This is a genomic window from Burkholderia ubonensis, from assembly GCF_001718695.1.
GTDB classification, from domain to species: Bacteria; Pseudomonadota; Gammaproteobacteria; order Burkholderiales; family Burkholderiaceae; genus Burkholderia; species Burkholderia ubonensis_B.
In genome coordinates, this window is sequence record NZ_CP013420.1 from 2023203 (window position 1) to 2044605 (window position 21403).

A 21403-nucleotide genomic window follows, 5' to 3' on the forward strand; every position below is an offset into this window, starting at 1 on the left:
ATGTGATTGTCGTTGGAACCGAAACCGCGCACGCCCCGCCTCAGATCGGCTGCGTGCGCGCCTCGAGCCATGCCTTCGCGTCGCCGCTCACGTGCCGGCCGACGCGCTCGCGCACCGTCGCATGGTACGCGTTGAGCCACACGCGCTCTTCCTCGTGCAGCATTTCGACGAGCACGCAACGCGTGTCGATCGGGCACAGCGTCAGCGTCTCGAACGCGAGGAAATCGCCGAACTCGGTCTGCCCCGCCGCGCGGTTGACGACCAGGTTCTCGATCCGGACGCCCCACTTGCCGGGCCGGTACAGGCCCGGCTCGATCGACGTGATCATCCCCTCTTCCATCGCGGTGTACGGCTCGGCCGGCGCGTAATGCGAGATCACCTGCGGACCCTCGTGCACGTTCAGGAAATAGCCGACGCCGTGACCGGTGCCGTGGCCGTAGTCGAGCCCGGCCGCCCACATTGGCGCGCGCGCGATCGCGTCGAGCATCGGCGAGCGGATGCCGCGCGGGAAACGCGCGCGCGACAGCGCCATCATCGACTTCAGCACGATCGTGAAGTCGCGCCGCTGCAGGTCGCCGACCCTGCCGACCGGCACGACGCGCGTGATGTCGGTCGTGCCGCTCACGTACTGGCCGCCCGAATCGATCAGCAGCAGGCCGTCGCCGGCGATCGTCGCGTGCGATTCCGGCGTCGCGCGGTAATGCGGCATCGCGCCGTTCGCGTTGAAGCCGGCGATCGTCGCGAAGCTCGGCGACACGTAGCCCGGACGGCGCGCGCGCGCCGCCGTGAGCCGCTCGTCGATCGTCAGCTCGGTGATCGTGTCGCGGTTCACCGCCTGCTCGAACCATGCGAAGAATTCGGCGAGCGCCGCGCCGTCGTGCTCCATCGTCACGCGCACGTGCTCGATCTCGGCGGCCGTCTTGCGCGATTTCGCGAACGTCGACGGATTCACCGCCTCGATGAGCTTCACGCCGGCCGGCACCGCCTCGAGGGTGCCGTAGGTCACGCGGCGCGGGTCGATCAGCAGCGTCGCGCCGTCGGGCAGCGCCGCGAGCGCCGCGCGCGCGGCGTCGTATGCCCGCACGTCGACGCCGTCCTGCGCGAGCGATGCGGCAAGCGCCGGCGACACCTTGCCGCCGGCGACGAACAGCGTCGCGCGCTCGGCGCCGATCAGTGCGTGCGCAACGAATACCGGATTGAAGCTGACGTCCGCGCCGCGCAGGTTGAAGAGCCATGCGAGATCGTCGAGGGTCGACACGAAATGCCACTGCGCGCCCTGCGCGCGCATCGCGCGGCGCACGTCGGCGAGCTTGCTCGCGCGCGTCGTCTCGGCCTGCGGCGCGGCGTGCTCGAACACCGCGTCGTCGGGCAAGCCCGGCCGCTCGGGCCAGATCGCGTCGAGCAGGTCGAGATCGGTGCGCAGCGCGATGCCGCGCGCGCTCAGCGCGGCGGACAGCGCACGCGCCGCCGCCATGCCGAGCACCGCGCCGTCGACGCCGACGGTCGCGCCTGACGGCACGTTCTGCGCAAGCCAGTCGACGTGCGGCGCGCTCTGCTGGCCGCCCGTCATCTTCATCAGTTGCACGCCGCTGCCGGCCAGTTCCGCGTCGGCCTGCACCCAATAGCGGCTGTCGACCCACAGCCCCGCGAAATCGGCGGTGACGACGAGCGTGCCGACCGAGCCCGTGAAGCCCGACAGCCAGCGGCGCGCCTGCCAGCGCTCGGGCAGGTATTCGGACAGGTGGGGATCGGCGGACGGCACGAGATACGCGGCCAGGTTCTCGCGGGCCATCGCGCCGCGCAGCAGTGCGAGACGCGCCGGCGCCGACGAGTCTTCGGGAAAACGGGCATTCATGATTTCACCTGCGGGCAATCAGCGACGAGCCGCCAGCGCGACCGTCAAGGCCACGGCGACGAACGCAGCGCCGGTGCAGACCGGCCATTCGAGCGTCTCGCCGTCGTAAAAGAGTCCCGAGAGATTGCCGGCCATCTTGGCGGCGGCCGCGCCGGCGATGCCGACGAGCGCCACGACCCACCACGCCGGCCGGCCGGTGCGCCGCAACGGGTGCAGCCCCCGGCCGAACAACCCGACGGCCGTTCCCAGAACGATGATTCCAAACCAGTTCATTCGACGCCCCTAACAATTTCAGATTCGTCCCATAGGCGTGAACGATTCCTGCGGCTAGCATCGACCCATCCATCGAACCCGAGATCAGCAGGGTACTTGCCGCGCAACATTCGAGTTTAGGGGCCGACCCGACGCCATGGCAAGCGCTCACCGGCTGTCGTAATGAAGAAATTCCCATGCGAATCGCTCTGATCGATCCGGATGCGCGTCATGCCGCGCTGATGAATCGCCTCCTCTTCGCGGGCGGACACCTCTGCCACCCGTTCCCTTCCAGCGCGCGGTGCCTCGAATGGCTCGCCACCGAAACCTGCGACCTGCTGATCACCGGCGACTGGGCCGGCGACCAGCCCGCCGAGGAAGTCATCCCCCTCGCCCGTGCGCTCCTGCCCGGCCTGCCCGCGATCGCCGTGATGCGCATGCCGCGCGAAAGCGAGATCGTGTCGTGCCTGCACGCGGGCGCCGACGACTGCATCGCCAGGCCGGTGAGCGGCCCCGAACTCCTCGCGCGCGTCAACGCGCTGATGCGGCGCGCGGGCGTCCGGCGCCCGCCGAACCGCTCACGCGATACGTATGGAGAATACGCATTCGACGCCACGCACTGCCTCGTGCGCTTCGGCGACGAGATCGTGTCGCTTACGCCGAAGGAATTCCGCTTCGCGCTGCTGCTGTTCGCGAACCTGTCCCGCCCGGTGTCGCGCGCCCATATCCTCGAAACGGTCTGGGCGCGCCGGCGCGACACAAGGTCGCGCACCCTCGACACCCACGCGTCCCGGCTGCGCAGCAAGCTGCGGCTGCTTCCGGAGCACGGCTACCGGCTGCTGCCGCTCTACGGCTACGGCTATCAGCTCGACCAGGTACCGATCGAACCCCCGAATCTCCGCCCCAGTCTCGCGGACGCCCGATACGCATCGAGTGAGGAAATCGCTGAAACGCTATAATACGAGGCTAAACGATAGCCCTTGATATGCAACTCCTCACGATCGGAATCAATCACCACACTGCGCCTGTCGCCCTGCGCGAACGCGTGGCGTTTCCGCTCGAGCAGATCAAGCCGGCTCTCGCGACGTTCAAGAGCGTGCTCCTCGGCCCCCAGGCGCCCAACGCGCCCGAAGCGGCGATCCTCTCCACCTGCAACCGCACCGAGCTCTACTGCGCGACCGACGACCGTGCGGCGCGCGAGGGCGCGGTGCGCTGGCTGTCGGAGTATCACCGGATTCCGGTCGACGAACTCGCGCCGCACCTGTACGCGCTGCCGCAGTCGGAAGCGGTCCGGCACGCATTCCGCGTCGCGTCGGGCCTCGACTCGATGGTGCTCGGCGAAACCCAGATCCTCGGCCAGCTGAAGGACGCGGTGCGCACCGCGTCGGAAGCCGGCGCGCTCGGCACCTACCTGAACCAGCTGTTCCAGCGTACGTTCGCGGTCGCGAAGGAAGTGCGCGGCACGACCGAGATCGGCGCGCAGTCGGTGTCGATGGCCGCCGCCGCGGTGCGCCTCGCGCAGCGCATCTTCGAAAACGTGGCCGACCAGCGCGTGCTGTTCATCGGCGCCGGCGAAATGATCGAGCTGTGCGCGACGCACTTCGCCGCGCAAGGCCCGCGCGAACTGGTGGTCGCGAACCGCACCGCCGAGCGCGGCCAGAAGCTCGCCGAACGCTTCAATGGCCGCGCGATGCCGCTGTCGGACCTGCCGGTGCGGATGCACGAATTCGACATCATCGTGTCGTGCACCGCGTCGACGCTGCCGATCATCGGCCTCGGCGCGGTCGAGCGCGCGGTCAAGGCGCGCCGCCACCGGCCGATCTTCATGGTCGACCTGGCCGTGCCGCGCGACATCGAGCCCGAAGTCGGCAAGCTGAAGGACGTGTTCCTCTACACGGTCGACGATCTCGGCGCGATCGTGCGCGAAGGCAACGCGTCGCGCCAGGCCGCGGTCGCGCAGGCCGAGGCGATCATCGAGACGCGCGTGCAGAATTTCATGCAGTGGCTCGACACGCGCAGCGTCGTGCCGGTGATCCGCCACATGCATACGCAGGCCGACGCGCTGCGCCGCGCCGAAGTCGAGAAGGCCCAGAAGATGCTCACGCGCGGCGACGATCCGGCCGCGGTGCTCGAAGCGCTGTCGCAGGCGCTGACCAACAAGCTGATCCACGGCCCGACGAGCGCGCTGAACCGCGTGAACGGCGCCGACCGCGATTCGCTGATCGACCTGATGCGCGGCTTCTACCAGCACGCGCCGCGCTCGAACGACCAGTCGGGCCACTAGCGCCGACCGATCGCCGCGCCGCCGGCTCGCCAGCCGGCCTATCCTTTCCGAATACCTTGCCCGGGAGCGCCGCTCCACATCATGAAGACGAGCATGCAACGCAAGCTCGACCAGCTTTCCACACGGCTGGCCGAACTGAACGACCTGCTGAGCCGCGAGAACGTCACGGCCGATCTCGACCAGTACCGCAAGCTGACCCGCGAGCACGCGGAGCTCGACCCCGTCGTCGGGCAATACGCGCTGTGGCGCCAGTCGCTCAGCGACGAAGCGGCGGCGCAGGAGCTGCTCGGCGATGCGTCGATGCGCGACTTCGCCGAGGACGAGATCCGCAGCGCGCGCGACCGGATGGTCCGGCTCGAAGTCGAGCTGCAGAAGATGCTGCTGCCGAAGGACCCGAACGACGACCGCAACATCTTCCTCGAAATCCGCGCGGGCACCGGCGGCGACGAGTCTGCGCTGTTCGCGGGGGACCTGCTGCGCATGTACCTGCGCTTCGCGGAGCGCCAGCGCTGGCAGGTCGAGATGATGTCGGAGAGCGCGTCGGACCTCGGCGGCTACAAGGAAGTGATCGTGCGGATCGCGGGCCAGGGCGCGTACTCGCGCCTGAAGTTCGAATCGGGCGGCCATCGCGTGCAGCGCGTGCCGGCGACCGAGACGCAGGGGCGCATCCACACGTCCGCGTGCACGGTCGCGGTGATGCCGGAAGCCGACGAGATCGGCGAGGTCGAGATCAATCCGGCCGACCTGCGGATCGACACGTTCCGCGCGTCCGGCGCGGGCGGCCAGCACATCAACAAGACCGACTCGGCGGTGCGCGTCACGCACCTGCCGACCGGCATCGTCGTCGAGTGCCAGGACGACCGTTCGCAGCACAAGAACAAGGATCGTGCGCTGAAGGTGTTGGCCGCGCGGATCAAGGACAAGCAGTATCACGAGCAGCACGCGAAGGAAGCCGCGACGCGCAAGAGCCTGATCGGCTCCGGCGACCGCTCCGAACGGATCCGCACGTACAACTTCCCGCAGGGCCGGATGACCGATCACCGGATCAACCTGACGCTCTACAGGCTCGAAGCGATCATGGACGGCGACCTCGACGAGCTGATCGCCGCGCTCGTCAGCGAGCACCAGGCCGAGCAGCTCGCGTCGCTCGGCGACGCCGACTGAGGCCCTCGAGATGTGCGCCACGACCGCCCTCGACCTGCTGCGCGCGTCGCCGCTCGACCCGGTCGACGCGCGCGTGCTGCTCGCCTACGCGCTCGGCTGGACGCGCACGCAGCTGATCACGCGCGGCGACGAGCCGCTCGACGCGGCCGCCGTCGAACGCTATCTGGCGCTCGAGGCGCGCCGCGCCGCCGGCGAGCCGGTCGCGCAGCTGGTCGGCATGCGCGAATTCTTCGGGCGGCCGTTCGACGTCACGCCCGACGTGCTGATTCCGCGCCCGGAAACCGAATTGCTCGTCGAAGCGGCGCTCGACGCGATCGACGGGATCCCGCATCCGGCCGTGCTCGATCTCGGCACCGGCAGCGGCGCGATCGCGGTGTCGATCGCGGCCGAGCGGCCCGATGCGCGCGTGTGGGCGCTCGACCGCTCGGGCGAAGCGCTCGCCGTCGCGCGGCGCAACGCGGACAAGCTGCTCGACGCGCACCGCCCCGGCGGGCCGCTGCATTGGCTGCAAAGCGACTGGTACGCGGCGCTCGATCCGGCGCTCGCGTTCGACGCGATCGTCAGCAACCCGCCGTACATCGCGCAGCACGACCCGCACCTGTCGCAGGGCGACCTGCGCTTCGAGCCGCGCGGCGCGCTCACCGACGACGCGGACGGCCTCACCGCGATCCGCGCGATCGTCGCCGGCGCCGGCGCGCGCCTGAAGCCGGGCGGCACGCTGTGGATCGAGCACGGCTACGATCAGGCCGAAGCGGTGCGCGCGCTGCTTGCCGCGCATGGCTTCGTCGCGGTCGAATCGCTCGCCGATCTCGCCGCGATCGAGCGCACGACGGGCGGCCGGCGGCCCGGCTGATGCGTGCCCAGGCCCGGCCCGCCCGGTTGAAATCCGCTATCATTTCCTTCTAACGCCCCGCTAACGCAAGGTCAGTCATGGACACCCAACAACGTATCAAGCAAATCGTCGACGAAAACCAGGTCGTGCTCTTCATGAAGGGCACCGCGCAATTCCCGATGTGCGGCTTCTCGGGCCGCGCAGTCCAGGTGCTGAAGGCCTGCGGCGTCGACCAGTTCAAGACGGTCAACGTCCTCGAAGATGAAGAAATCCGCCAGGGCATCAAGGAATTCTCGAACTGGCCGACCATCCCGCAGCTGTACGTGAAGGGCGAGTTCGTCGGCGGATCGGACATCATGATGGAGATGTACCAGTCGGGCGAGCTGCAGCAGCTGTTCGCCGCCGCGTAATCCCCGTCCCCCGATGGAACCCCGCAGCGCGCCGCCGCGCCGCCTGATCGTCGCGATCACCGGCGCCACCGGCGCGATCTACGGCGTGCGGCTGCTCGACATGCTGCGCGCCGCCGGCGGCGTCGAAACGCATCTGCTGATTTCGAGCGCCGGCTGGCTGAACATCCAGCACGAACTGAAGCTGTCGAAGGCCGACGTCGAGCGCCGCGCGGACGTCGTGCATGCGGTGCGCGACGTCGGCGCGACGATCGCGTCCGGCTCGTTCGCGACCGACGGCATGGTGATCGCGCCGTGCTCGATGAAGACGCTCGCGAGCGTCGCGCACGGGCTGTCGGACAACCTGATCACCCGCGCCGCCGACGTCACGCTGAAAGAACGCCGCCGCCTCGTGCTGATGGTGCGCGAGACGCCGTTCAACCTCGCGCATCTGCGCAACATGACCGCCGTCACCGAGATGGGCGGCATCGTCTTCCCGCCGCTGCCGGCCTTCTACGCGATGCCGAACACGATCGAGGAGCTCGTCGACCAGACGGTCGCACGCGTGCTCGACCTGTTCGCGCTCAGCGCGCCGCTGACGACACCCTGGGAAGGCATCCGGCCCGCGCAGTAACGGCGCGCGTTTCATGGCCCGCAAGGCTCGCCGATTATCAATGAACGAGATCGAATCAAATTCGCGGATGCGAATTTATCAACGATTGGTGTGAGCCTATAGTGACAGGCAACCTCATCGCAGGGCCACCACCATGAACCGCTTGCCTTCGCTCTACCTGTCCCACGGCGCGCCGACGCTGCCGATCGATCCGACGTTGCCGTCCGGCGCGTTCACGCGCCTCGGCGCCGAGCTGCCGCGCCCGCGCGCGGTGCTGATGCTGTCCGCGCACTGGGGCACGCAGCAGCCGGTCGCGAGCATCGCGCGGCAGCCGGAAACGATCCACGACTTCTACGGCTTTCCGCGCGCGCTGTACGAGATCCAGTATCCGGCGCCGGGTGCGCCGGACGTCGCAGAGCGCGCGGCCGGCCTGCTGAACGCGGCCGGCATCGCGACCCAAACGGTCGAGCACGGGCTCGATCACGGCGCATGGGTGCCGATGCTGCTGATGTTCCCGAACGCCGACGTGCCGGTCGCGCAGCTGTCGATCCAGCCGCGCGCGGATGCCGCGCATCACTTCGCGCTCGGCCGCGCGCTGCGGCCGCTGCGCGACGAAGGCGTGATGGTGATCGGCTCCGGGCAGATCACGCACAACCTGCGCGCGGCGGATTTCGGCGCGGCGCCCGCGGATGCCGACCCGCGCGTCGCCGAGTTCACCGACTGGTTCGAGGCGAGGCTTGCCGCGCGCGACCTCGACGCGCTGCTCGACTATCGCCGCCAGGCGCCGCACGCGGTGCTGATGCATCCGACCGACGAGCACCTGCTGCCGGTGTTCGCGGCGCTCGGCGCGGCGGACGACGATTACCGGCTCGGCATCCAGTCGCTCGGCACCTACCAGCGCGTGCTGGCGATGACGAACTACGTGTTCGCCGGCGCGAACGACTGACCGGCGCCCGCCCAAGCAAAAAGCCCGTTCGAGCCAGGCTCGAACGGGCTTTTTTCCATGCTTGCACCGATTCCTGCCGCCGCCGATCCCGGCGGCAGGCCGGCATGCGTCAGGCGCCGACCCCTTCGAGGATCTCGTCGCGCGTTTCGCGCTCGTCGAGATACTCGGTGCGGTAGCCCGTGTTCACGCCCCAGAAGTAGAACACCAGCGAGATCGCCGCGACGATGATCATGTCCCAGCCGTACGGCAGCAGGCCATGACCGCCGAACTCCTTGCTGCCGATCAGCGACAGCACGGCCATCGTCGGCAGGTAGGCGACGAGCCACCATGCGGCCTTCAGGTCGCGGCCCCAGCCGCTCCAGCCCGCCTTGGCCTGGAAGTAGAAGTACACCGGCAGCGCGACGATCATCAGCAGGATGATTTCGCCGGTCAGCGGCCACTTCGCCCAGTACAGGATCAGCGACGCGCAGACGAACGCGAACGGCGCGATCAGCTTCATCAGCGGGATCGACAGCGGACGCTCGACGTCGGTCGCCGCGCGGCGCAGCGCCATCAGGCTGATCGGGCCGGTCAGGTACGAGATCACCGTCGCGACCGAGATCACTGCCGCGAGCGAGCTCCAGCCGCGGAAGAAGAACAGGAAGATGAACGAGACCAGCAGGTTGAACCACATCGCCTGGCGCGGCACGCCGTAGAGCGGGTGCACGTTGCCGAACATCTTCGGCATCGTGTTGTTGCGCTCCATCGCGTAGATCATGCGGGTGGTCGTCGCCATGTAGGTCGTGCCGGTGCCGCTCGGGCTGACGAACGCGTCGACGTACAGCAGGATCGCGAGCCAGTTCAGGTTCAGCGCGATCGCGAGTTCCGCGAACGGCGACGAGAAGTTGAAGTGCGCCCAGCCCTTCGCGACGTCGGCCGGGTTCACCGAGCCGATGTAAGCAACCTGCAGCAGCACGTAGATCACGAGCGCAATCAGGATCGACGAGATCACCGCGAACGGCACGCTGCGCGACGGGTTGCGCGCTTCGCCCGCGAGGTTCACCGGGCTCTGGAAGCCGTTGAACGCGAACACGATGCCGCTCGTCGCGACCGCGGTCAGCACTGCCGACCAGCCGTACGGCGCGAACGCCTCGTTCGACGTGGTGCCCAGGTTGTCCGCGTGGAAGCTCGACAGCATCAGGCCGGCGATCGTCAGGCCGGGAATCAGGAACTTGAAGATCGTGATCGCGGTGTTGGCCCGCGCGAATGCCTTCACGCCCCAGTAGTTCAGCAGGAAGTAGATGACGACGAGCACGGCCGACAGCAGCAGGCCCGGTGTCGTCAGCTCGCCGTTCACGAACAGGCTGTGCGCCCAGTCATACGGCCAGGTGCTCATGTACTGGATCGATGCCTCGGCCTCGATCGGGATCACCGACACGATCGCGATCCAGTTCGCCCATGCGCTGATGAAGCCCACCAGCGACCCGTGCGAGTAGCGCGCGTAGCGCACCATGCCGCCCGACTCGGGGAACATCGCGCCCAGTTCGGCGTACGTAAGCGCAATCGCGAGAATCACGACCGCGCCGATGATCCATGCGCAGATCGCTGCCGGACCGGCGATCTTCGCGGCTTTCCAGGCGCCGAACAGCCAGCCCGAGCCGATAATCGAACCCAGCCCCGTCAGCATCAATGCAAACGGGCCGATGTTCCGTTGAATAGAACTCTTCACATCCTCTCCTATGTCTCAAAAAGCATGGTCGGCCCGCAGCCCGGGATCGACTCGAACTGCACCGCGCACGCATTCTTGGGGGGACGGATCACTCGATCGGAGCAACCCGGGTCCACGCGGCGCGTAGTTTAACGGTTGCACCTGGACATTGGCGCCAAAATCGATCATCCCCTACAAAAAATCCGTGAAATCTGCAATGTTTGTAAGCTCGAAATTCGTAATAACCCTGAGTACATGGAAATCCGGTTGACCGCGACGCGAATTAGCCGTATAAAGACCCACGCAGGATTTCAAGCGGCGAGTGAATTGGTTCTTTCGTAGTTCGCCCATCAACGGTACTCCGGTTGGTCCCATTACCCCTTCCTTGAATTTCCGCGCCCAATGGGCTTCGGCCCCGTTTTATCTTTTTAGGAACAAGTAACATGGCAACCGGTACCGTCAAGTGGTTCAATGACGCTAAGGGCTTCGGCTTCATCACCCCGGAAGGCGGCGGCGACGATCTGTTCGCGCACTTCTCGGAAATCCGCGTCGAAGGCTTCAAGACGCTGCAAGAAAACCAGAAGGTCGAATTCGAAGTGAAGACGGGCCCGAAGGGTCTGCAAGCTGCGAACATCCGCCCGCTGTAAGTTCAGCGCGAGATTTCGTCTGAAAGAAAAAGCCCCGCTTCGGCGGGGCTTTTTTGTTTCGTCGCCGTGTCGCTCAGCCGAACAGCCGCTGCGCATGGATGCCGAGACCGGTCGCCACGCTGGCCAGCCGGTCGCCGAACACCGGCTGCGCGTCCGCGAACGCCGCCGCGAGCGCACCCGACAGGAACGCCAGCCCGGTCGAGCCGCCCGTGAAGTACAGCGCGCCGACGTCGCGCGGCGCCACGCCGGCGAGCCGCACGGTCTCGCGCGCGGCATCGACGATCCGCGCGGTGTCGTCGCGGCTCGCGTCGACCAGCCGGTCCGCGTCGAACGCGATCTGCAAGTCCTCCTCGACGTCGTTCAGGTCGATCATCGTCTCCCCGCCCGCCGCGACGCCGATCTTCGCTTCTTCCGCACGCGCCATCAGCGCATGGCCGAGCCGCAGCTCGACCACCCGCGCGAGCCGCTCGAAGTGCCGCGCGTCGACGTACAGGTGCTTCATCAGCTTCAGCTCGCCGAGCCGCTTCGGCGTATAGACCGTGTTGATCAGGTGCCAGGTCGCGAGATCGAAATAGGTCCGGTTCGGCAGCTCGCGCCCTTCCGGGTCGAGCGCGCGGTAGCCGAACGCCGGCAGGATCGCGGACAGCTCGACGCGGCGGTCGTAGTCGGTGCCGGCGACGTGCACGCCGTGGTGCGCGAGCACGTCGTCCTTGCGCTCGAGGCGCGCCATCCGCTGCGGGCCGACCCGCACCAGCGAGAAGTCGGACGTGCCGCCGCCGATGTCGGCGACGAGCACGAGCCGCTCGTCGCGCTGGCGCGACTCGTAGTCGAACGCGGCGGCGATCGGCTCGTACTGGAAATGCACGTCGGCAAAGCCGACCGCGCGCGCGGCCGCTTCGAGCTGGTCCTGCGCGAGACGGTCGGCGCGCGGATCGTCGTCGACGAAGAACACCGGCCGGCCGAGCACCGCGCGGCCGATCGGCGCGCCCGAGCGGGCTTCCGCCTTGCGCTTCAGGTGCGTGAGGAAGCGCGCGATGATCTCCGTGTACGCGATCGCGGAGCCGTCGCCGAGATCGGTCGTCGCCTCCGCGAGCGGTGAACCGAGGATGCTCTTCATCGAGCGCATCAATCGCCCGTCGAAGCCGTCGATATAGGACGCGAGCGCCGCGCGGCCGTATTCGACCGTCTCCTCGTCGTTGTTGAAGAAAATGGCGGTCGGCAGCGTCAGGTAGTCGCCCTCGACGGGCGCGAGCCGCATGCCGTCGCCGTCGGGCAGCGCCACAGCGGAATTGGACGTGCCGAAGTCGATCGCGCAGTAAGTCATGGGAAGGTGCCGCCGCATGGCCGGCGCGAAAACGGAAAGGACGGGCTTTTTAACATGAAGCCCGCGGGATCACAACCGGGACGGGCATCGGTATCGCGCCGCGGTTCGATCAGACGAATCGGTGTGTCGGTTGTGACCGTGGTCGGCGCACCGGATTGGTGGTGCGGGCGGCGGCGGCGCGTTGGCCGGGCTGTTCGCACCGTCAGCGCCGTCACGCGCTCGCCACACCGGCGCGCGGCCGACGCGCGGCTCGCCCGCGCACCGAGCCGCGCTCGGCGGCTCAGGCCGCCGTCTCGAAGGCCTTCTTCCACGCGCCCGCGTACACCACGTCGCCGATCGGATGGCGCGTGCGCGGCGCCTTCTCGCGATCGCGCAGCACCGGATCGAGCTTGTCGGCGTCGCCATAGTGGCCGATCGAGATCAGCGCCGGGATCGCGACATCCTCGGGAATCGCGAACGCGTCGCGGAACGCATTGGCGTCGAAGCCGCTCATCTGGTGCGCCGCGAGCCCCAGCGCATGCGCCTGCAGCACCAGCGACAGCGCGGCCGCGCCCGCGTCGTACAGCGCGGTCGGCGCAGGCTCGCCCTTCTGCGTGAGCGTATGCGCGGTCACCGCGATCAGCACCGGCGCCGGCGCATTCCAGCCCTGGTTGAACGGCACCAGCGTCGCGAACGCGCGCTTGAACGCGACCTCGTCGCGCGTGCGATCGAACACGATGAAGCGCCACGGCTGCGCGTTATAGGCCGACGGCGCCCAGCGCGCCGCCTCCAGCACCGCGTGCAGGTGCTCGGCGCTGACCGGCGCGTTCGAATAGGCGCGCGGGCTCCAGCGGCCCGCGATCAGTTCGTGAATCGAAACGGTAGTAGGAGCAGGTTTGACCGACATGCGGATCCTCGCTGATATCGATGAAAGGGCGCGAACGCCCGGCGAACCGCAAGCATAACCGGTTGCGCGCCGGCGCGCCCGCCGCTGCCGATCAATGCAAATCGCCAAACCTGCGTTGGCCCCGGACGCATCGGCCGGGGCCGGCGTCAGACCGGTTGCGCCGCCGCGCGCGCCGCGCCGCGGTTGATGCGCAGCACGATCAGCGCGCCGACGATGCACAGCCCGCCCGAGATCATCGACGCGACCGTATAGGTGCCGAGGCTCGCGCGCAGCATCCCCGCGCCGAGCGCCGCGAACGCCGCGCCGAGCTGGTGGCCGGCGACGATCCAGCCGAACACGACCGGCGCGGCCGCCTTGCCGAACACGTCGGTCGCGAGCCGCACGGTCGGCGGCACCGTCGCGATCCAGTCGAGCCCGTAGAACATCGCGAACAGCGGCAGCCCGAAGAAGTCGATGCCGAACGCATGCGGCAGGTAGATCAGCGACAGCCCGCGCAGCCCGTAGTACCAGAACAGCAGCACGCGGTTGTCATAACGGTCCGACAGCCAGCCCGACAGCGTCGTGCCGAACAGGTCGAACACGCCCATCGCGGCGAGCAGCGACGCGCCCTGCACTTCGCTCATCCCGTAGTCGCCGCACATCGCGATCAGGTGGGTGCCGACGTAGCCGTTGGTGCTCGCGCCGCAGATGAAGAAGCTGAAGAACAGCAGCCAGAAGTCGCGCGAGCGGCTCGCGGTCAGCAGCGTGCGGAACGCGACGGCGAGCGGGTTCTCCTTCGTCGCCTCGGCGGCCGGCGGCGCATCGGCCGGCTCGCCGTACGGACGCAGCCGCACGTCGGCCGGGCGCTCGGGCAGCAGGAACGCGACCAGCGGAATCACGATCGCCGCCGCGACTGCGACGACCAGCACGACCGGCCGCCAGCCGTGATGCTGCGCGATCGCCGCGAGCATCGGCAGGAACACGAGCTGGCCGGTCGCCGTGCTCGCGGTCAGCACCCCCATCACGAGGCCGCGCCGCGCGTGGAACCAGCGCGTGACGAAGGTCGCCGACAGCGTCAGCGCGACGACGCCCGTCGAGCTGCCAACCATCAGGCCCCAGATCAGCACCATCTGCCAGCTCTGCGTCATCATCGACGACAGCGCGACGCCCGCGCTCATCGTCGCGAGCGCGGCAAGGATCGTCGGCCGCAGCCCGAAGCGCTGCATCGCCGCCGCCGCGAACGGGCCGGTCAGCCCGTACAGCGCGATGTTCACCGAAATCGCCAGCGAAATTGCCGCGCGACTCCAGCCGAGTTCCCGTTCGAGCGGGACCATCAGCACGCTCGGCGTCGCGCGCGTGCCGGCCGCCGCCAGCAGGATCAGGAATACCACCGCCGCCGCGAGCCATCCGTAGTGGAAACGCCCGCCGATTCGTCTTGCTGCCCAGTTCATGTCCGATTTCTCCCGATGACCGGCGTCAGCACTTCAGCGCTCGATCCGGTCCCACGCAAAACGGGCCACCTCCGCCGCACGTCACGTCGGCCGGCCCGGGCCGACGTCTGGCAGTTGTCATCGATCCGATCGCATTGTTACCGATCGGTCACAAGTGTGTTGCGATCGTAGTTACCAGTCGGTAACATGTCAAGCATTCAATTTCGACATCGAGGGCAACATGTCCGACATCGAGGCCGCCAAGCCCGCGTCGCGACGCGCGCGACAGGCGATCCCGGGCGCTGCCGCGCAGGAGCATCTGCTGCGCGCCGCCGAGGAGCTGTTTTACAAGGAAGGGGTGCGCGCGGTCGGCATCGAGGCCGTCGTGGAACGCGCGGGCGTCAACAAGATGAGCCTGTACCGCCAGTTCTCGTCGAAGGACGAGCTGGTGCTCGCGTACCTGGAGCGGATGGATGCGTGCTTTTTCGAGCGCTTCGACGCGAGCGTCGCGAAGCATCCCGGCCAGCCGAAGGCGCAGCTGGTCCAGTATTTCGTCGATCTCGCCGAGCGCGCGTCGCAGAAGGACTACCGCGGCTGCCCGTTCGTGAACGTCGCGGCGGAATTCCCGGACGCGTCGCATCCGGCGCGCGAACGCGTCGCGCAGAACAAGGAACAGCTGATGGCGCGGCTCGTGGCGCTGTGCGAAAGCGCCGGCGCGCGCGCGCCGGCGAAGCTCGCCGATTCGCTCGCGCTCGTGATCGAGGGGATCTATGCGGCAAGCCAGACGTATCGGCACGGCGCCACGCCGATCGGCATCGCGCCCGAGCTCGTCACGCAGCTGATCGAGGCCGCTTGCGCGTGATCAACGGCGAACGGGCCGCGCGGCATGCCAGGCCGCGCGGCCGCCCGCTACAATGCGACTCCCGCCGCCCCCACCCCGCACCGCCATGACCGACGCCCGCTCCGATTCACACGACGCGCACGACGACATCCTCGCCGCCACCCGGCACTGGCTCGCGCGCGCGGTGATCGGGCTCAATCTGTGCCCGTTCGCGAAGAGCGTGTACGTGAAGGATCAGGTGCGCTATGCGATCAGCGAAGCCACGACGCTCGAGGACGCGCTCGCCGATCTCGAGACCGAGCTGCTGCGGCTCGACGCCGCCGACCCGCGGCAGGTCGACACGACGCTCGTGATCTACCCGCATGCGTTCGCGGAATTCCTCGACTACAACGATGCGCTGTTCTTCGCCGACCGGCTCGTCCGGCAACTGAAGCTCGACGGCGTGCTGCAGATCGCGAGCTTCCATCCGCGCTACCAGTTCGACGGCACGGAGCCGGACGACATCGAGAACTATACGAACCGCGCGCCGTATCCGATCCTGCACCTGCTGCGCGAGGACAGCATCGCGCGCGCGGCCGACGCGTTCCCGGACGCGTCCGCGATCTACGAAAAGAACCAGGAAACCCTGCGCCGCCTCGGCCACGACGGCTGGCGCGACTGGATGAGCCGCCCCGGCGACGACGTGTGAGCGGGCGTCGCGTCACCGCCGCGCCCCGGCCGAACGCGACTCAGCGACTCAGTGTGCGGCCGGCGCCGTTTCCTCGCCGCCCTGCGGCACGAAGAACCGCTCGCGCAGCTCCGCCAGCCCGAACATGTCGAGAATCTCGTTCAGCCGCTCGCTCGGCCGCCGGCGCGGCAGGTTCTTGTACTGCGCGATGATCAGCTCGTTCTTCATCGAATGCTCCCAGCCGACCAGCTCGGTCACGCTGACCTGGTAGCCGTGCGCTTCGAGCTGCAGGCAGCGCAGCACGTTGGTGATCTGGCTGCCGAATTCGCGCGTGTGCAGCGGATGCCGCCACACCTCGGTCAGCGCGCTCGCGAGCGACTTGCCCTTGTTCCGGCGCAGCACGCCCGCGATTTCCGCCTGGCAGCACGGCACCAGCACGATGTGCCGCGCGCGCTTCGCGAGCGCGAAGCGGATCGCGTCGTCGGTCGCCGTGTCGCACGCGTGCAGCGCGGTGACGACGTCGACCGTCTCGGGCAGCTTCGGCGACGTGATCGAATCGGCGACCGACAGGTTCAGGAACGACATCCCGCCGAACCCCAGCCGCGCGGCGAGCTCGGTCGAGCGCGCGACCAGTTCCTCGCGCGTCTCGATCCCGTAGATGTGCGACGCGAACGCCGGCGTGCCGTGCCCCGGCTGCTGCTTGAAGAACAGGTCGTACAGGATGAAGCCGAGATACGACTTGCCCGCGCCGTGGTCGACGAGCGTCACGGCGCCCCGGTCGGCCTGCACGCCGGCGAGCAGCGGCTCGATGAACTGGAACAGGTGATAGACCTGCTTCAGCTTGCGGCGGCTGTCCTGGTTCAGCTTGCCGTCGCGGGTCAGGATGTGCAGTTCCTTCAGCAGCTCGACGGACTGCTCCGGACGAATTTCGTGGGTCTTGTTCGACATCGGGAAGCGGCGCCGGGCCGCGTGCGAACGATGCCCGCGGCCCGACGGCGAAAAAACGTGAGGAATGGCGACAGTTTACCGAAAACGCGCGCTCAGCTCCGCGCGCCGAGCCGCCACAGCGACGTCACCTCGGCGCGGCGCGCCGCGTAGAGCGGATCGTCGGCGTCGGCCGCCTTCGGATGCGCGGGACGGATGTCGTCGCGGCCGAGCACGACGAGGCCGGCTGCGTCGATCCACTGCAGCAGCGTGTCGCGCGGCCGCAGCCCGAGATGCTCGGCGAAATCGGACAGGATCAGCCAGCCCTCGCCGCCCGGCTCCAGATGCGCGGCGAGCCCGGCGAGGAAGCCGCGCAGCATGCGGCTGTCCGGATCGTAGACCGCATATTCGATCGGCGCGCTCGGCCGGGCCGGCACCCACGGCGGGTTGCAGACCACGAGCGGCGCGCGGCCGGCCGGAAACAGGTCGGCCTCGACGACGTCGACCTGCGCCGCGCAGCCGAGCCGCTCGACGTTCTCGCGCGCGCACGCGAGCGCCCGCGAGTCCTGGTCGGTCGCGACGACGCGCTTGACGCCGCGCGCGGCGAGCACCGCGGCCAGCACGCCGGTGCCGGTGCCGATGTCGAACGCCAGCGTGTCGGCCGGCAGCGGCGCGCGCGCGACGAGCTCGACGTATTCGCCGCGCACCGGCGAAAACACGCCGTAGTGCGGGTGGATCGCCGCGCCGCCGAGCGCCGGAATCGGCACGCCCTTCTTGCGCCATTCATGCGCGCCGACGAGGCCGAGCAGCTCGCGCAGCGACACGACCGACGGCGCGCCGCCGGGGCCGTACGCTTCCTCGCACGCCGCGCGCACGTCGGGCGCGCGGCGCAGCGGGATCGTGTAGTCGGCGTCGAGCGGAATCAGCAGCATCCCGAGCGTGCGGGCGCGCTGCGACTGCGCGAGGCGATGCAGGTTGAACGCGTCGACGCCGGCCGCGGCCTTCGCCTTCTTCGGCTTGCGGTCGACGCGGCGCGCCATCGCCTGCACGAGCTGGCGCGCATTCTGGAAGTCGCCCTGCCAGACGAGCGCGGTGCCCTCGCATGCGAGGCGGTAGGCGGCGTCGGCGTTGATGCGGTCGTCGGCCGGCACCGCGCGCTTGGGCGCCGCCACGCCGGCTTCGGAGCGCCAGCGCACGGCATGATCGACGCCGGCGGCGTCGGTCCAGTGGAAAACGGGAAAATCGGTCACGCGAGCTCGGCTACGGTTGGCTTCAGACAGGCGGTGCAGACGCACCGCGCGGACGACACCATACCGCGCTTTGCCCGTCCCGGCAAAACGGCGGCCGGCTAGCCGCCCGACGCCGGCAGCGCCGGCAGGCGCAGCGTGCCCGCATCGGAAAAGTGCACGGCGCCGAGCGCGCCGCCCGCGATGCGGCCGCGCAGCGCGTACGGCAGCTCGCCCGCCGACGCGGCGCCGGCCAGGCCCCACACCTGCCGCGCCGCCGCGAACGCGGACACGGAGACCGGCACGTCGAGCACCGCCTCGCCGAAGCGCGGCACGACGCCCGCGCGATCGCTGACGCCGCTCGCGAACGGCTGGCCGTTCAGCTCCAGCGCCACCGCGATGCCGTCGTACTCGATCGGCGCATCACTCGGGTTCTGCACGCGCAGCTTCAGCATGAAGCGCATCTCGAGCCCCTGCCCGACGAGCGGATCGAGCCCGGCGACCGTCACGGACACGGGCTCGCGCGTGAGGCCCGCGCAACCGCCGAGCATGAACAGCGCGGCGAACAGCAACAGCGCGGCGCGCAGCGGTGCGATACGGAACAGGGCGCGGGTCATCGGCAGGCCTCCTTGGCGGCAATCGGCGGAATGGATCGTCGCTGCATTGTACCGACCGCGCCCCGATTCGTAGTTTCCACTTCGCGGCGAGATCGTTAATAGATTAAAACTACGGAAACGACTGAAGCCTCCAAAAGCGAATTAATACCGACCGGCATTCAATGCCATGCAAAAAATTCTAGATATACGCTTTCTAAATTTTTCGTTTCCTTTACCCAAAACCATCAAGTATATTGACCCATCCTTCGAGCAGGCCGACAAACCTTGCAGCGGCATGACGGCGATTCCACGGAACGGCGACATGCCGTCCTGCCGTACTGCGGCCCGGCGCGGTCCGCCCCGTGGGTCGTCGTTTCAAAGGGAATCAAGGGAATGCGCGCCCGCGCAGGGCGCGCGGCCCCGTGTCGTGTGCGCGAAATCAATTCAGTACAACCCGCGCACGGCCATTTTGAACCGGCAAGTCAACCGATATCCGGAAACACAGAGGGGGCAGTAAACCATGATTATGTTCACGTAGTCAGCCGGCCGTATTTTCGAATAATCCGTCATTGGCATCCGTCATCGCCACCGATTAACGGCGAGGGATTTCCTTTGCCGGCGTTTTCGCAGCACTGAACGATTCTTTCAATAACGAGGTTTCAGTATGTGGATGAACATTCGCAAGATGCGTTATCTGCCGATGGTCGCCGCGCTCGCGCTCGCCGGATGCGGCGGCGATGACGGCGGCTCGGGCTCCGCTTCCGCGCTCAGCTCGGCCGGTGCGCCGCAATCGAGCTCGTCGCCGGCGGTCGCCACGGCGCCGAGCGCGTCCAATGTCGACAAGAGCGCGCACCCGGTCGAGCTGCCCGACACCGTCGTGCCGGTCAACTACCGGCTTTGGTTCCGCCCGAACGACGCGCTGAACGCGTTCGACGGCCGCGCCGACGTCGAGATCAAGGTGCTCAAGCCGGTGTCGTCCATCGTCGTCGCCGGCCACCGGATCAAGTTCACGAACGGCCGCGTCACGCTGCAGCCGGGCAACATCCAGCTGATCGCGACGCCGCAGGACAAGGGCGACTTCTACCAGCTGCGCCCGGCGAGCGGCACGATCTCGCCCGGCAGCTACTCGCTGCACATGGAGTGGTCGGGCATCATCAACTTCAAGACCTACGACGATCCGGTCAACCACACGGGCGGCAGCTGCGGCGACGATCCGTATCCGGGCTGCTCGGCCGCCGAAGGGGTGTTCCGCGTCGACCTGAAGGCGACCGACGGCACGACGAGCGGCGCGATCCTCACGCAGGGCGAAACCAACCTGTCGCGCCAGTGGTTCCCCGGCTGGGACGAGCCGGCGTTCCGCCCGACCTATGAAGTGACCGCCGAAGTGCCGCAGAACTGGCGCGTCGTGTCGAACGGCGCCGAAAAGCCGTCGACGAATGTCGGCGGCGGCTACAAGCTCGTGTCGTTCGAGAAGACCCCGCCGATGCCGTCGTACCTGCTGTTCTTCGGCGGCGGCCTGTTCGACACCTACGAGGACGACTTCTCGAGCCCGCTGCCGGACGGCAAGGGCCTGCACCTGCGCGTGTTCACGCCGCCGGGCATGCGCGACTGGGCGCAGCCGGCGATGCAGCGGACCAAGCAGGCGCTCGACTTCTACTATCGCTATACGGGCATTCCGCTGCCGCTGAAGAAGTTCGACACGGTCGCCGCGAACGACGCGTTCAAGGCCGAGAAGAACCTGAACTTCGGCGGGATGGAGAACTGGGGCTCGATCCTCGAGTTCGCGGACGACATCCTGCCCGAACCGGGCAAGCCGATGTCGCGCTACGGCAACCAGGTGCTGACGCATGAAGTCGCGCACCAGTGGTTCGGCGATCTCGTCACCGCCGACTGGTGGGACAACGTGTGGCTGAACGAGTCGTTCGCGCGGTTCTTCGAAGTGAAGACGACGATCCAGTTCTTCCCGGACGAGTTCAGCTGGCTCGACCAGGTGACGAACAAGTATCGCGTGATCAACCGCGACATCGGCCCGAACGCGTTCCCGGTCGCGCCGAACTTCAACGGGTGGGCCTCGAACGACTTCGTGGTGAGCGCGAGCGCGTTCGTCTACAACAAGGGCGCCCACGTGCTGAAGACGATCGAGAACTTCGTCGGCGAGCAGCCGCTGCGCCAGGGCCTGCAGCAGTACCTGACCGACTACTCGTTCGGCAACGGCACGCCGAAGCGCCTGTGGGACGCGGTGTCGAAGTCGACCGGCCAGGCCGTCGGCCCGATCGGCGACAGCTATGTGCGCCAGACCGGCGTGCCGCTGGTCTCGCTCGACACGCAGTGCGACCTGACGAAGAACCAGACCATCGTCACGCTGAAGCAGCAGCCGTTCCCGAACAAGAATCCGTATCCGGGCACGCAGTGGACGGTGCCGATCACGCTCGCATACGGCCAGGGTCTCGCCAATCGCACGACCTACGCGCTGAAGGATACGCAGGCGCAGATCCGGATCGACGGCTGCACGGGCGTGGTGGCGGACCCGAGCGGGCTCGACTACTACGTCGTGAACTATAGCGACGCGGCATGGAGCGGGCTGCTCACGCAGGTCAACCGCTCGACCGATCCGGTGCTGCTCGCGAACCTGAAGAGCGAAGCCGCGCTGCTGGTCGCGAACAACCTCGCGCCGGCCTCGCGCTCGACGTCGATCGGCTCGGTCGCCTCGCCGGCCGCGATGAAGCTGCGTCAGACGCCGAGCTTCGGCGGCATCGCACCGACGACGAAGGAGCGTCCGTCGCTGCGCTACCAGGGCATGTTCAAGCCGCGCAGGACGCTGGTGCAGTAACGGCGACGGCGGCGCTCGCCCGGCCGGGGCCGCC

Annotated in this window: 20 protein-coding genes; 11 read left to right on the forward strand and 9 right to left on the reverse strand. The window is 68.2% G+C overall.

Features of this window, described 5'->3' with window-relative positions:
- Nucleotides 1-40 precede the first annotated feature (40 nt).
- Nucleotides 41-1855 (reverse strand): aminopeptidase P family protein, encoded by a 1815-nt coding sequence (locus WJ35_RS09240; protein ID WP_060232641.1) that lies wholly within the window; start codon nt 1853-1855, stop codon nt 41-43.
- A gap of 18 nt (nt 1856-1873) precedes the next feature.
- Entirely contained in the window at nt 1874-2128 is a 255-nt protein-coding gene (locus WJ35_RS09245; RefSeq protein WP_060232644.1) for a hypothetical protein, read from the reverse strand.
- 176 nt (nt 2129-2304) lie between these two features.
- On the opposite strand from WJ35_RS09245, the gene WJ35_RS09250 reads away from it, so the two are divergent.
- The 7 genes from WJ35_RS09250 to WJ35_RS09280 all read left to right on the forward strand — a co-directional run bounded on the left by WJ35_RS09250 (nt 2305) and on the right by WJ35_RS09280 (nt 8332).
- Nucleotides 2305-3066, forward strand: a complete 762-nt coding sequence (locus tag WJ35_RS09250) for a response regulator transcription factor (RefSeq protein ID WP_010092828.1) — start codon at nt 2305-2307, stop codon at nt 3064-3066.
- Between the two features lie 26 nt (nt 3067-3092).
- Nucleotides 3093-4391: a glutamyl-tRNA reductase gene (hemA, locus tag WJ35_RS09255; RefSeq protein WP_060232647.1), complete on the forward strand. Its 1299-nt coding sequence runs from the start codon at nt 3093-3095 to the stop codon at nt 4389-4391.
- Nucleotides 4392-4472: 81 nt separating this feature from the next.
- Complete coding sequence (prfA, locus tag WJ35_RS09260) at nt 4473-5555, forward strand: peptide chain release factor 1 (protein WP_059477809.1); 1083 nt, start codon at nt 4473-4475, stop codon at nt 5553-5555.
- A 10-nt stretch (nt 5556-5565) separates the two neighbouring features.
- Entirely contained in the window at nt 5566-6408 is an 843-nt protein-coding gene (prmC, locus tag WJ35_RS09265; protein WP_060232650.1) for a peptide chain release factor N(5)-glutamine methyltransferase, read from the forward strand.
- A 77-nt stretch (nt 6409-6485) separates the two neighbouring features.
- A complete protein-coding gene (gene grxD, locus WJ35_RS09270) occupies nt 6486-6797 on the forward strand; it encodes a Grx4 family monothiol glutaredoxin (RefSeq protein ID WP_010092833.1) in 312 nt (103 codons plus the stop codon).
- Between the two features lie 13 nt (nt 6798-6810).
- The gene (locus WJ35_RS09275; RefSeq protein ID WP_060232652.1) at nt 6811-7407 is read left to right on the forward strand and encodes a UbiX family flavin prenyltransferase; all 597 of its coding nucleotides are present in this window, start codon (nt 6811-6813) and stop codon (nt 7405-7407) included.
- Nucleotides 7408-7540: 133 nt separating this feature from the next.
- Complete coding sequence (locus tag WJ35_RS09280; protein WP_060232655.1) at nt 7541-8332, forward strand: DODA-type extradiol aromatic ring-opening family dioxygenase; 792 nt, start codon at nt 7541-7543, stop codon at nt 8330-8332.
- Between the two features lie 109 nt (nt 8333-8441).
- Here the strand turns inward: WJ35_RS09280 and WJ35_RS09285 are convergent, their stop codons facing one another.
- Nucleotides 8442-10040 carry an APC family permease gene (locus tag WJ35_RS09285; RefSeq protein WP_060232658.1) on the reverse strand — a complete coding sequence of 533 codons (1599 nt, stop codon included), beginning with the start codon at nt 10038-10040 and terminating at the stop codon, nt 8442-8444.
- Nucleotides 10041-10462: 422 nt separating this feature from the next.
- On the opposite strand from WJ35_RS09285, the gene WJ35_RS09290 reads away from it, so the two are divergent.
- A complete protein-coding gene (locus WJ35_RS09290; RefSeq protein ID WP_006400508.1) occupies nt 10463-10666 on the forward strand; it encodes a cold-shock protein in 204 nt (67 codons plus the stop codon).
- Between the two features lie 73 nt (nt 10667-10739).
- On the opposite strand, the gene WJ35_RS09295 is transcribed toward WJ35_RS09290, so the two are convergent.
- The 3 genes from WJ35_RS09295 to WJ35_RS09305 form a co-directional block, all read right to left on the reverse strand.
- Nucleotides 10740-11990, reverse strand: a complete 1251-nt coding sequence (locus tag WJ35_RS09295; protein ID WP_060232661.1) for an Hsp70 family protein — start codon at nt 11988-11990, stop codon at nt 10740-10742.
- Nucleotides 11991-12270: 280 nt separating this feature from the next.
- Entirely contained in the window at nt 12271-12876 is a 606-nt protein-coding gene (locus tag WJ35_RS09300; protein ID WP_042583007.1) for a nitroreductase family protein, read from the reverse strand.
- A gap of 146 nt (nt 12877-13022) precedes the next feature.
- Nucleotides 13023-14306 (reverse strand): MFS transporter, encoded by a 1284-nt coding sequence (locus WJ35_RS09305; RefSeq protein WP_010092839.1) that lies wholly within the window; start codon nt 14304-14306, stop codon nt 13023-13025.
- A gap of 220 nt (nt 14307-14526) precedes the next feature.
- Between WJ35_RS09305 and WJ35_RS09310 the strand changes: the two genes are divergently transcribed.
- Nucleotides 14527-15147: a TetR/AcrR family transcriptional regulator gene (locus WJ35_RS09310; RefSeq protein ID WP_059931714.1), complete on the forward strand. Its 621-nt coding sequence runs from the start codon at nt 14527-14529 to the stop codon at nt 15145-15147.
- 85 nt (nt 15148-15232) lie between these two features.
- A complete protein-coding gene (locus WJ35_RS09315) occupies nt 15233-15814 on the forward strand; it encodes a DUF1415 domain-containing protein (RefSeq protein ID WP_060232664.1) in 582 nt (193 codons plus the stop codon).
- A gap of 48 nt (nt 15815-15862) precedes the next feature.
- On the opposite strand, the gene WJ35_RS09320 is transcribed toward WJ35_RS09315, so the two are convergent.
- The 3 genes from WJ35_RS09320 to WJ35_RS09330 all read right to left on the reverse strand — a co-directional run bounded on the left by WJ35_RS09320 (nt 15863) and on the right by WJ35_RS09330 (nt 18560).
- On the reverse strand, nt 15863-16741 hold the full coding sequence (locus WJ35_RS09320) for a class I SAM-dependent methyltransferase (protein ID WP_059555435.1): 879 nt from the start codon (nt 16739-16741) through the stop codon (nt 15863-15865).
- A 92-nt stretch (nt 16742-16833) separates the two neighbouring features.
- Nucleotides 16834-17967: a methyltransferase gene (locus WJ35_RS09325; protein WP_060232667.1), complete on the reverse strand. Its 1134-nt coding sequence runs from the start codon at nt 17965-17967 to the stop codon at nt 16834-16836.
- 98 nt (nt 17968-18065) lie between these two features.
- Nucleotides 18066-18560: an LEA type 2 family protein gene (locus tag WJ35_RS09330; protein WP_069239066.1), complete on the reverse strand. Its 495-nt coding sequence runs from the start codon at nt 18558-18560 to the stop codon at nt 18066-18068.
- Nucleotides 18561-19203: 643 nt separating this feature from the next.
- On the opposite strand from WJ35_RS09330, the gene WJ35_RS09335 reads away from it, so the two are divergent.
- Nucleotides 19204-21369: a M1 family metallopeptidase gene (locus WJ35_RS09335; protein ID WP_069239067.1), complete on the forward strand. Its 2166-nt coding sequence runs from the start codon at nt 19204-19206 to the stop codon at nt 21367-21369.
- Nucleotides 21370-21403: the final 34 nt, after the last annotated feature.

Bases quoted from the DNA above. Each gene is read 5' to 3' on its own strand.
- WJ35_RS09240 (WP_060232641.1), bottom strand. From the start codon at position 1,855: ATGAATGCCCGTTTTCCCGAAGACTCGTCGGCGCCGGCGCGTCTCGCA.
- WJ35_RS09245 (WP_060232644.1), bottom strand. From the start codon at position 2,128: ATGAACTGGTTTGGAATCATCGTTCTGGGAACGGCCGTCGGGTTGTTC.
- WJ35_RS09250 (WP_010092828.1), top strand. From the start codon at position 2,305: ATGCGAATCGCTCTGATCGATCCGGATGCGCGTCATGCCGCGCTGATG.
- hemA (WP_060232647.1), top strand. From the start codon at position 3,093: ATGCAACTCCTCACGATCGGAATCAATCACCACACTGCGCCTGTCGCC.
- prfA (WP_059477809.1), top strand. From the start codon at position 4,473: ATGAAGACGAGCATGCAACGCAAGCTCGACCAGCTTTCCACACGGCTG.
- prmC (WP_060232650.1), top strand. From the start codon at position 5,566: ATGTGCGCCACGACCGCCCTCGACCTGCTGCGCGCGTCGCCGCTCGAC.
- grxD (WP_010092833.1), top strand. From the start codon at position 6,486: ATGGACACCCAACAACGTATCAAGCAAATCGTCGACGAAAACCAGGTC.
- WJ35_RS09275 (WP_060232652.1), top strand. From the start codon at position 6,811: ATGGAACCCCGCAGCGCGCCGCCGCGCCGCCTGATCGTCGCGATCACC.
- WJ35_RS09280 (WP_060232655.1), top strand. From the start codon at position 7,541: ATGAACCGCTTGCCTTCGCTCTACCTGTCCCACGGCGCGCCGACGCTG.
- WJ35_RS09290 (WP_006400508.1), top strand. From the start codon at position 10,463: ATGGCAACCGGTACCGTCAAGTGGTTCAATGACGCTAAGGGCTTCGGC.
- WJ35_RS09295 (WP_060232661.1), bottom strand. From the start codon at position 11,990: ATGACTTACTGCGCGATCGACTTCGGCACGTCCAATTCCGCTGTGGCG.
- WJ35_RS09300 (WP_042583007.1), bottom strand. From the start codon at position 12,876: ATGTCGGTCAAACCTGCTCCTACTACCGTTTCGATTCACGAACTGATC.
- WJ35_RS09305 (WP_010092839.1), bottom strand. From the start codon at position 14,306: ATGAACTGGGCAGCAAGACGAATCGGCGGGCGTTTCCACTACGGATGG.
- WJ35_RS09310 (WP_059931714.1), top strand. From the start codon at position 14,527: ATGTCCGACATCGAGGCCGCCAAGCCCGCGTCGCGACGCGCGCGACAG.
- WJ35_RS09315 (WP_060232664.1), top strand. From the start codon at position 15,233: ATGACCGACGCCCGCTCCGATTCACACGACGCGCACGACGACATCCTC.
- WJ35_RS09320 (WP_059555435.1), bottom strand. From the start codon at position 16,741: ATGTCGAACAAGACCCACGAAATTCGTCCGGAGCAGTCCGTCGAGCTG.
- WJ35_RS09330 (WP_069239066.1), bottom strand. From the start codon at position 18,560: ATGACCCGCGCCCTGTTCCGTATCGCACCGCTGCGCGCCGCGCTGTTG.
- WJ35_RS09335 (WP_069239067.1), top strand. From the start codon at position 19,204: ATGTGGATGAACATTCGCAAGATGCGTTATCTGCCGATGGTCGCCGCG.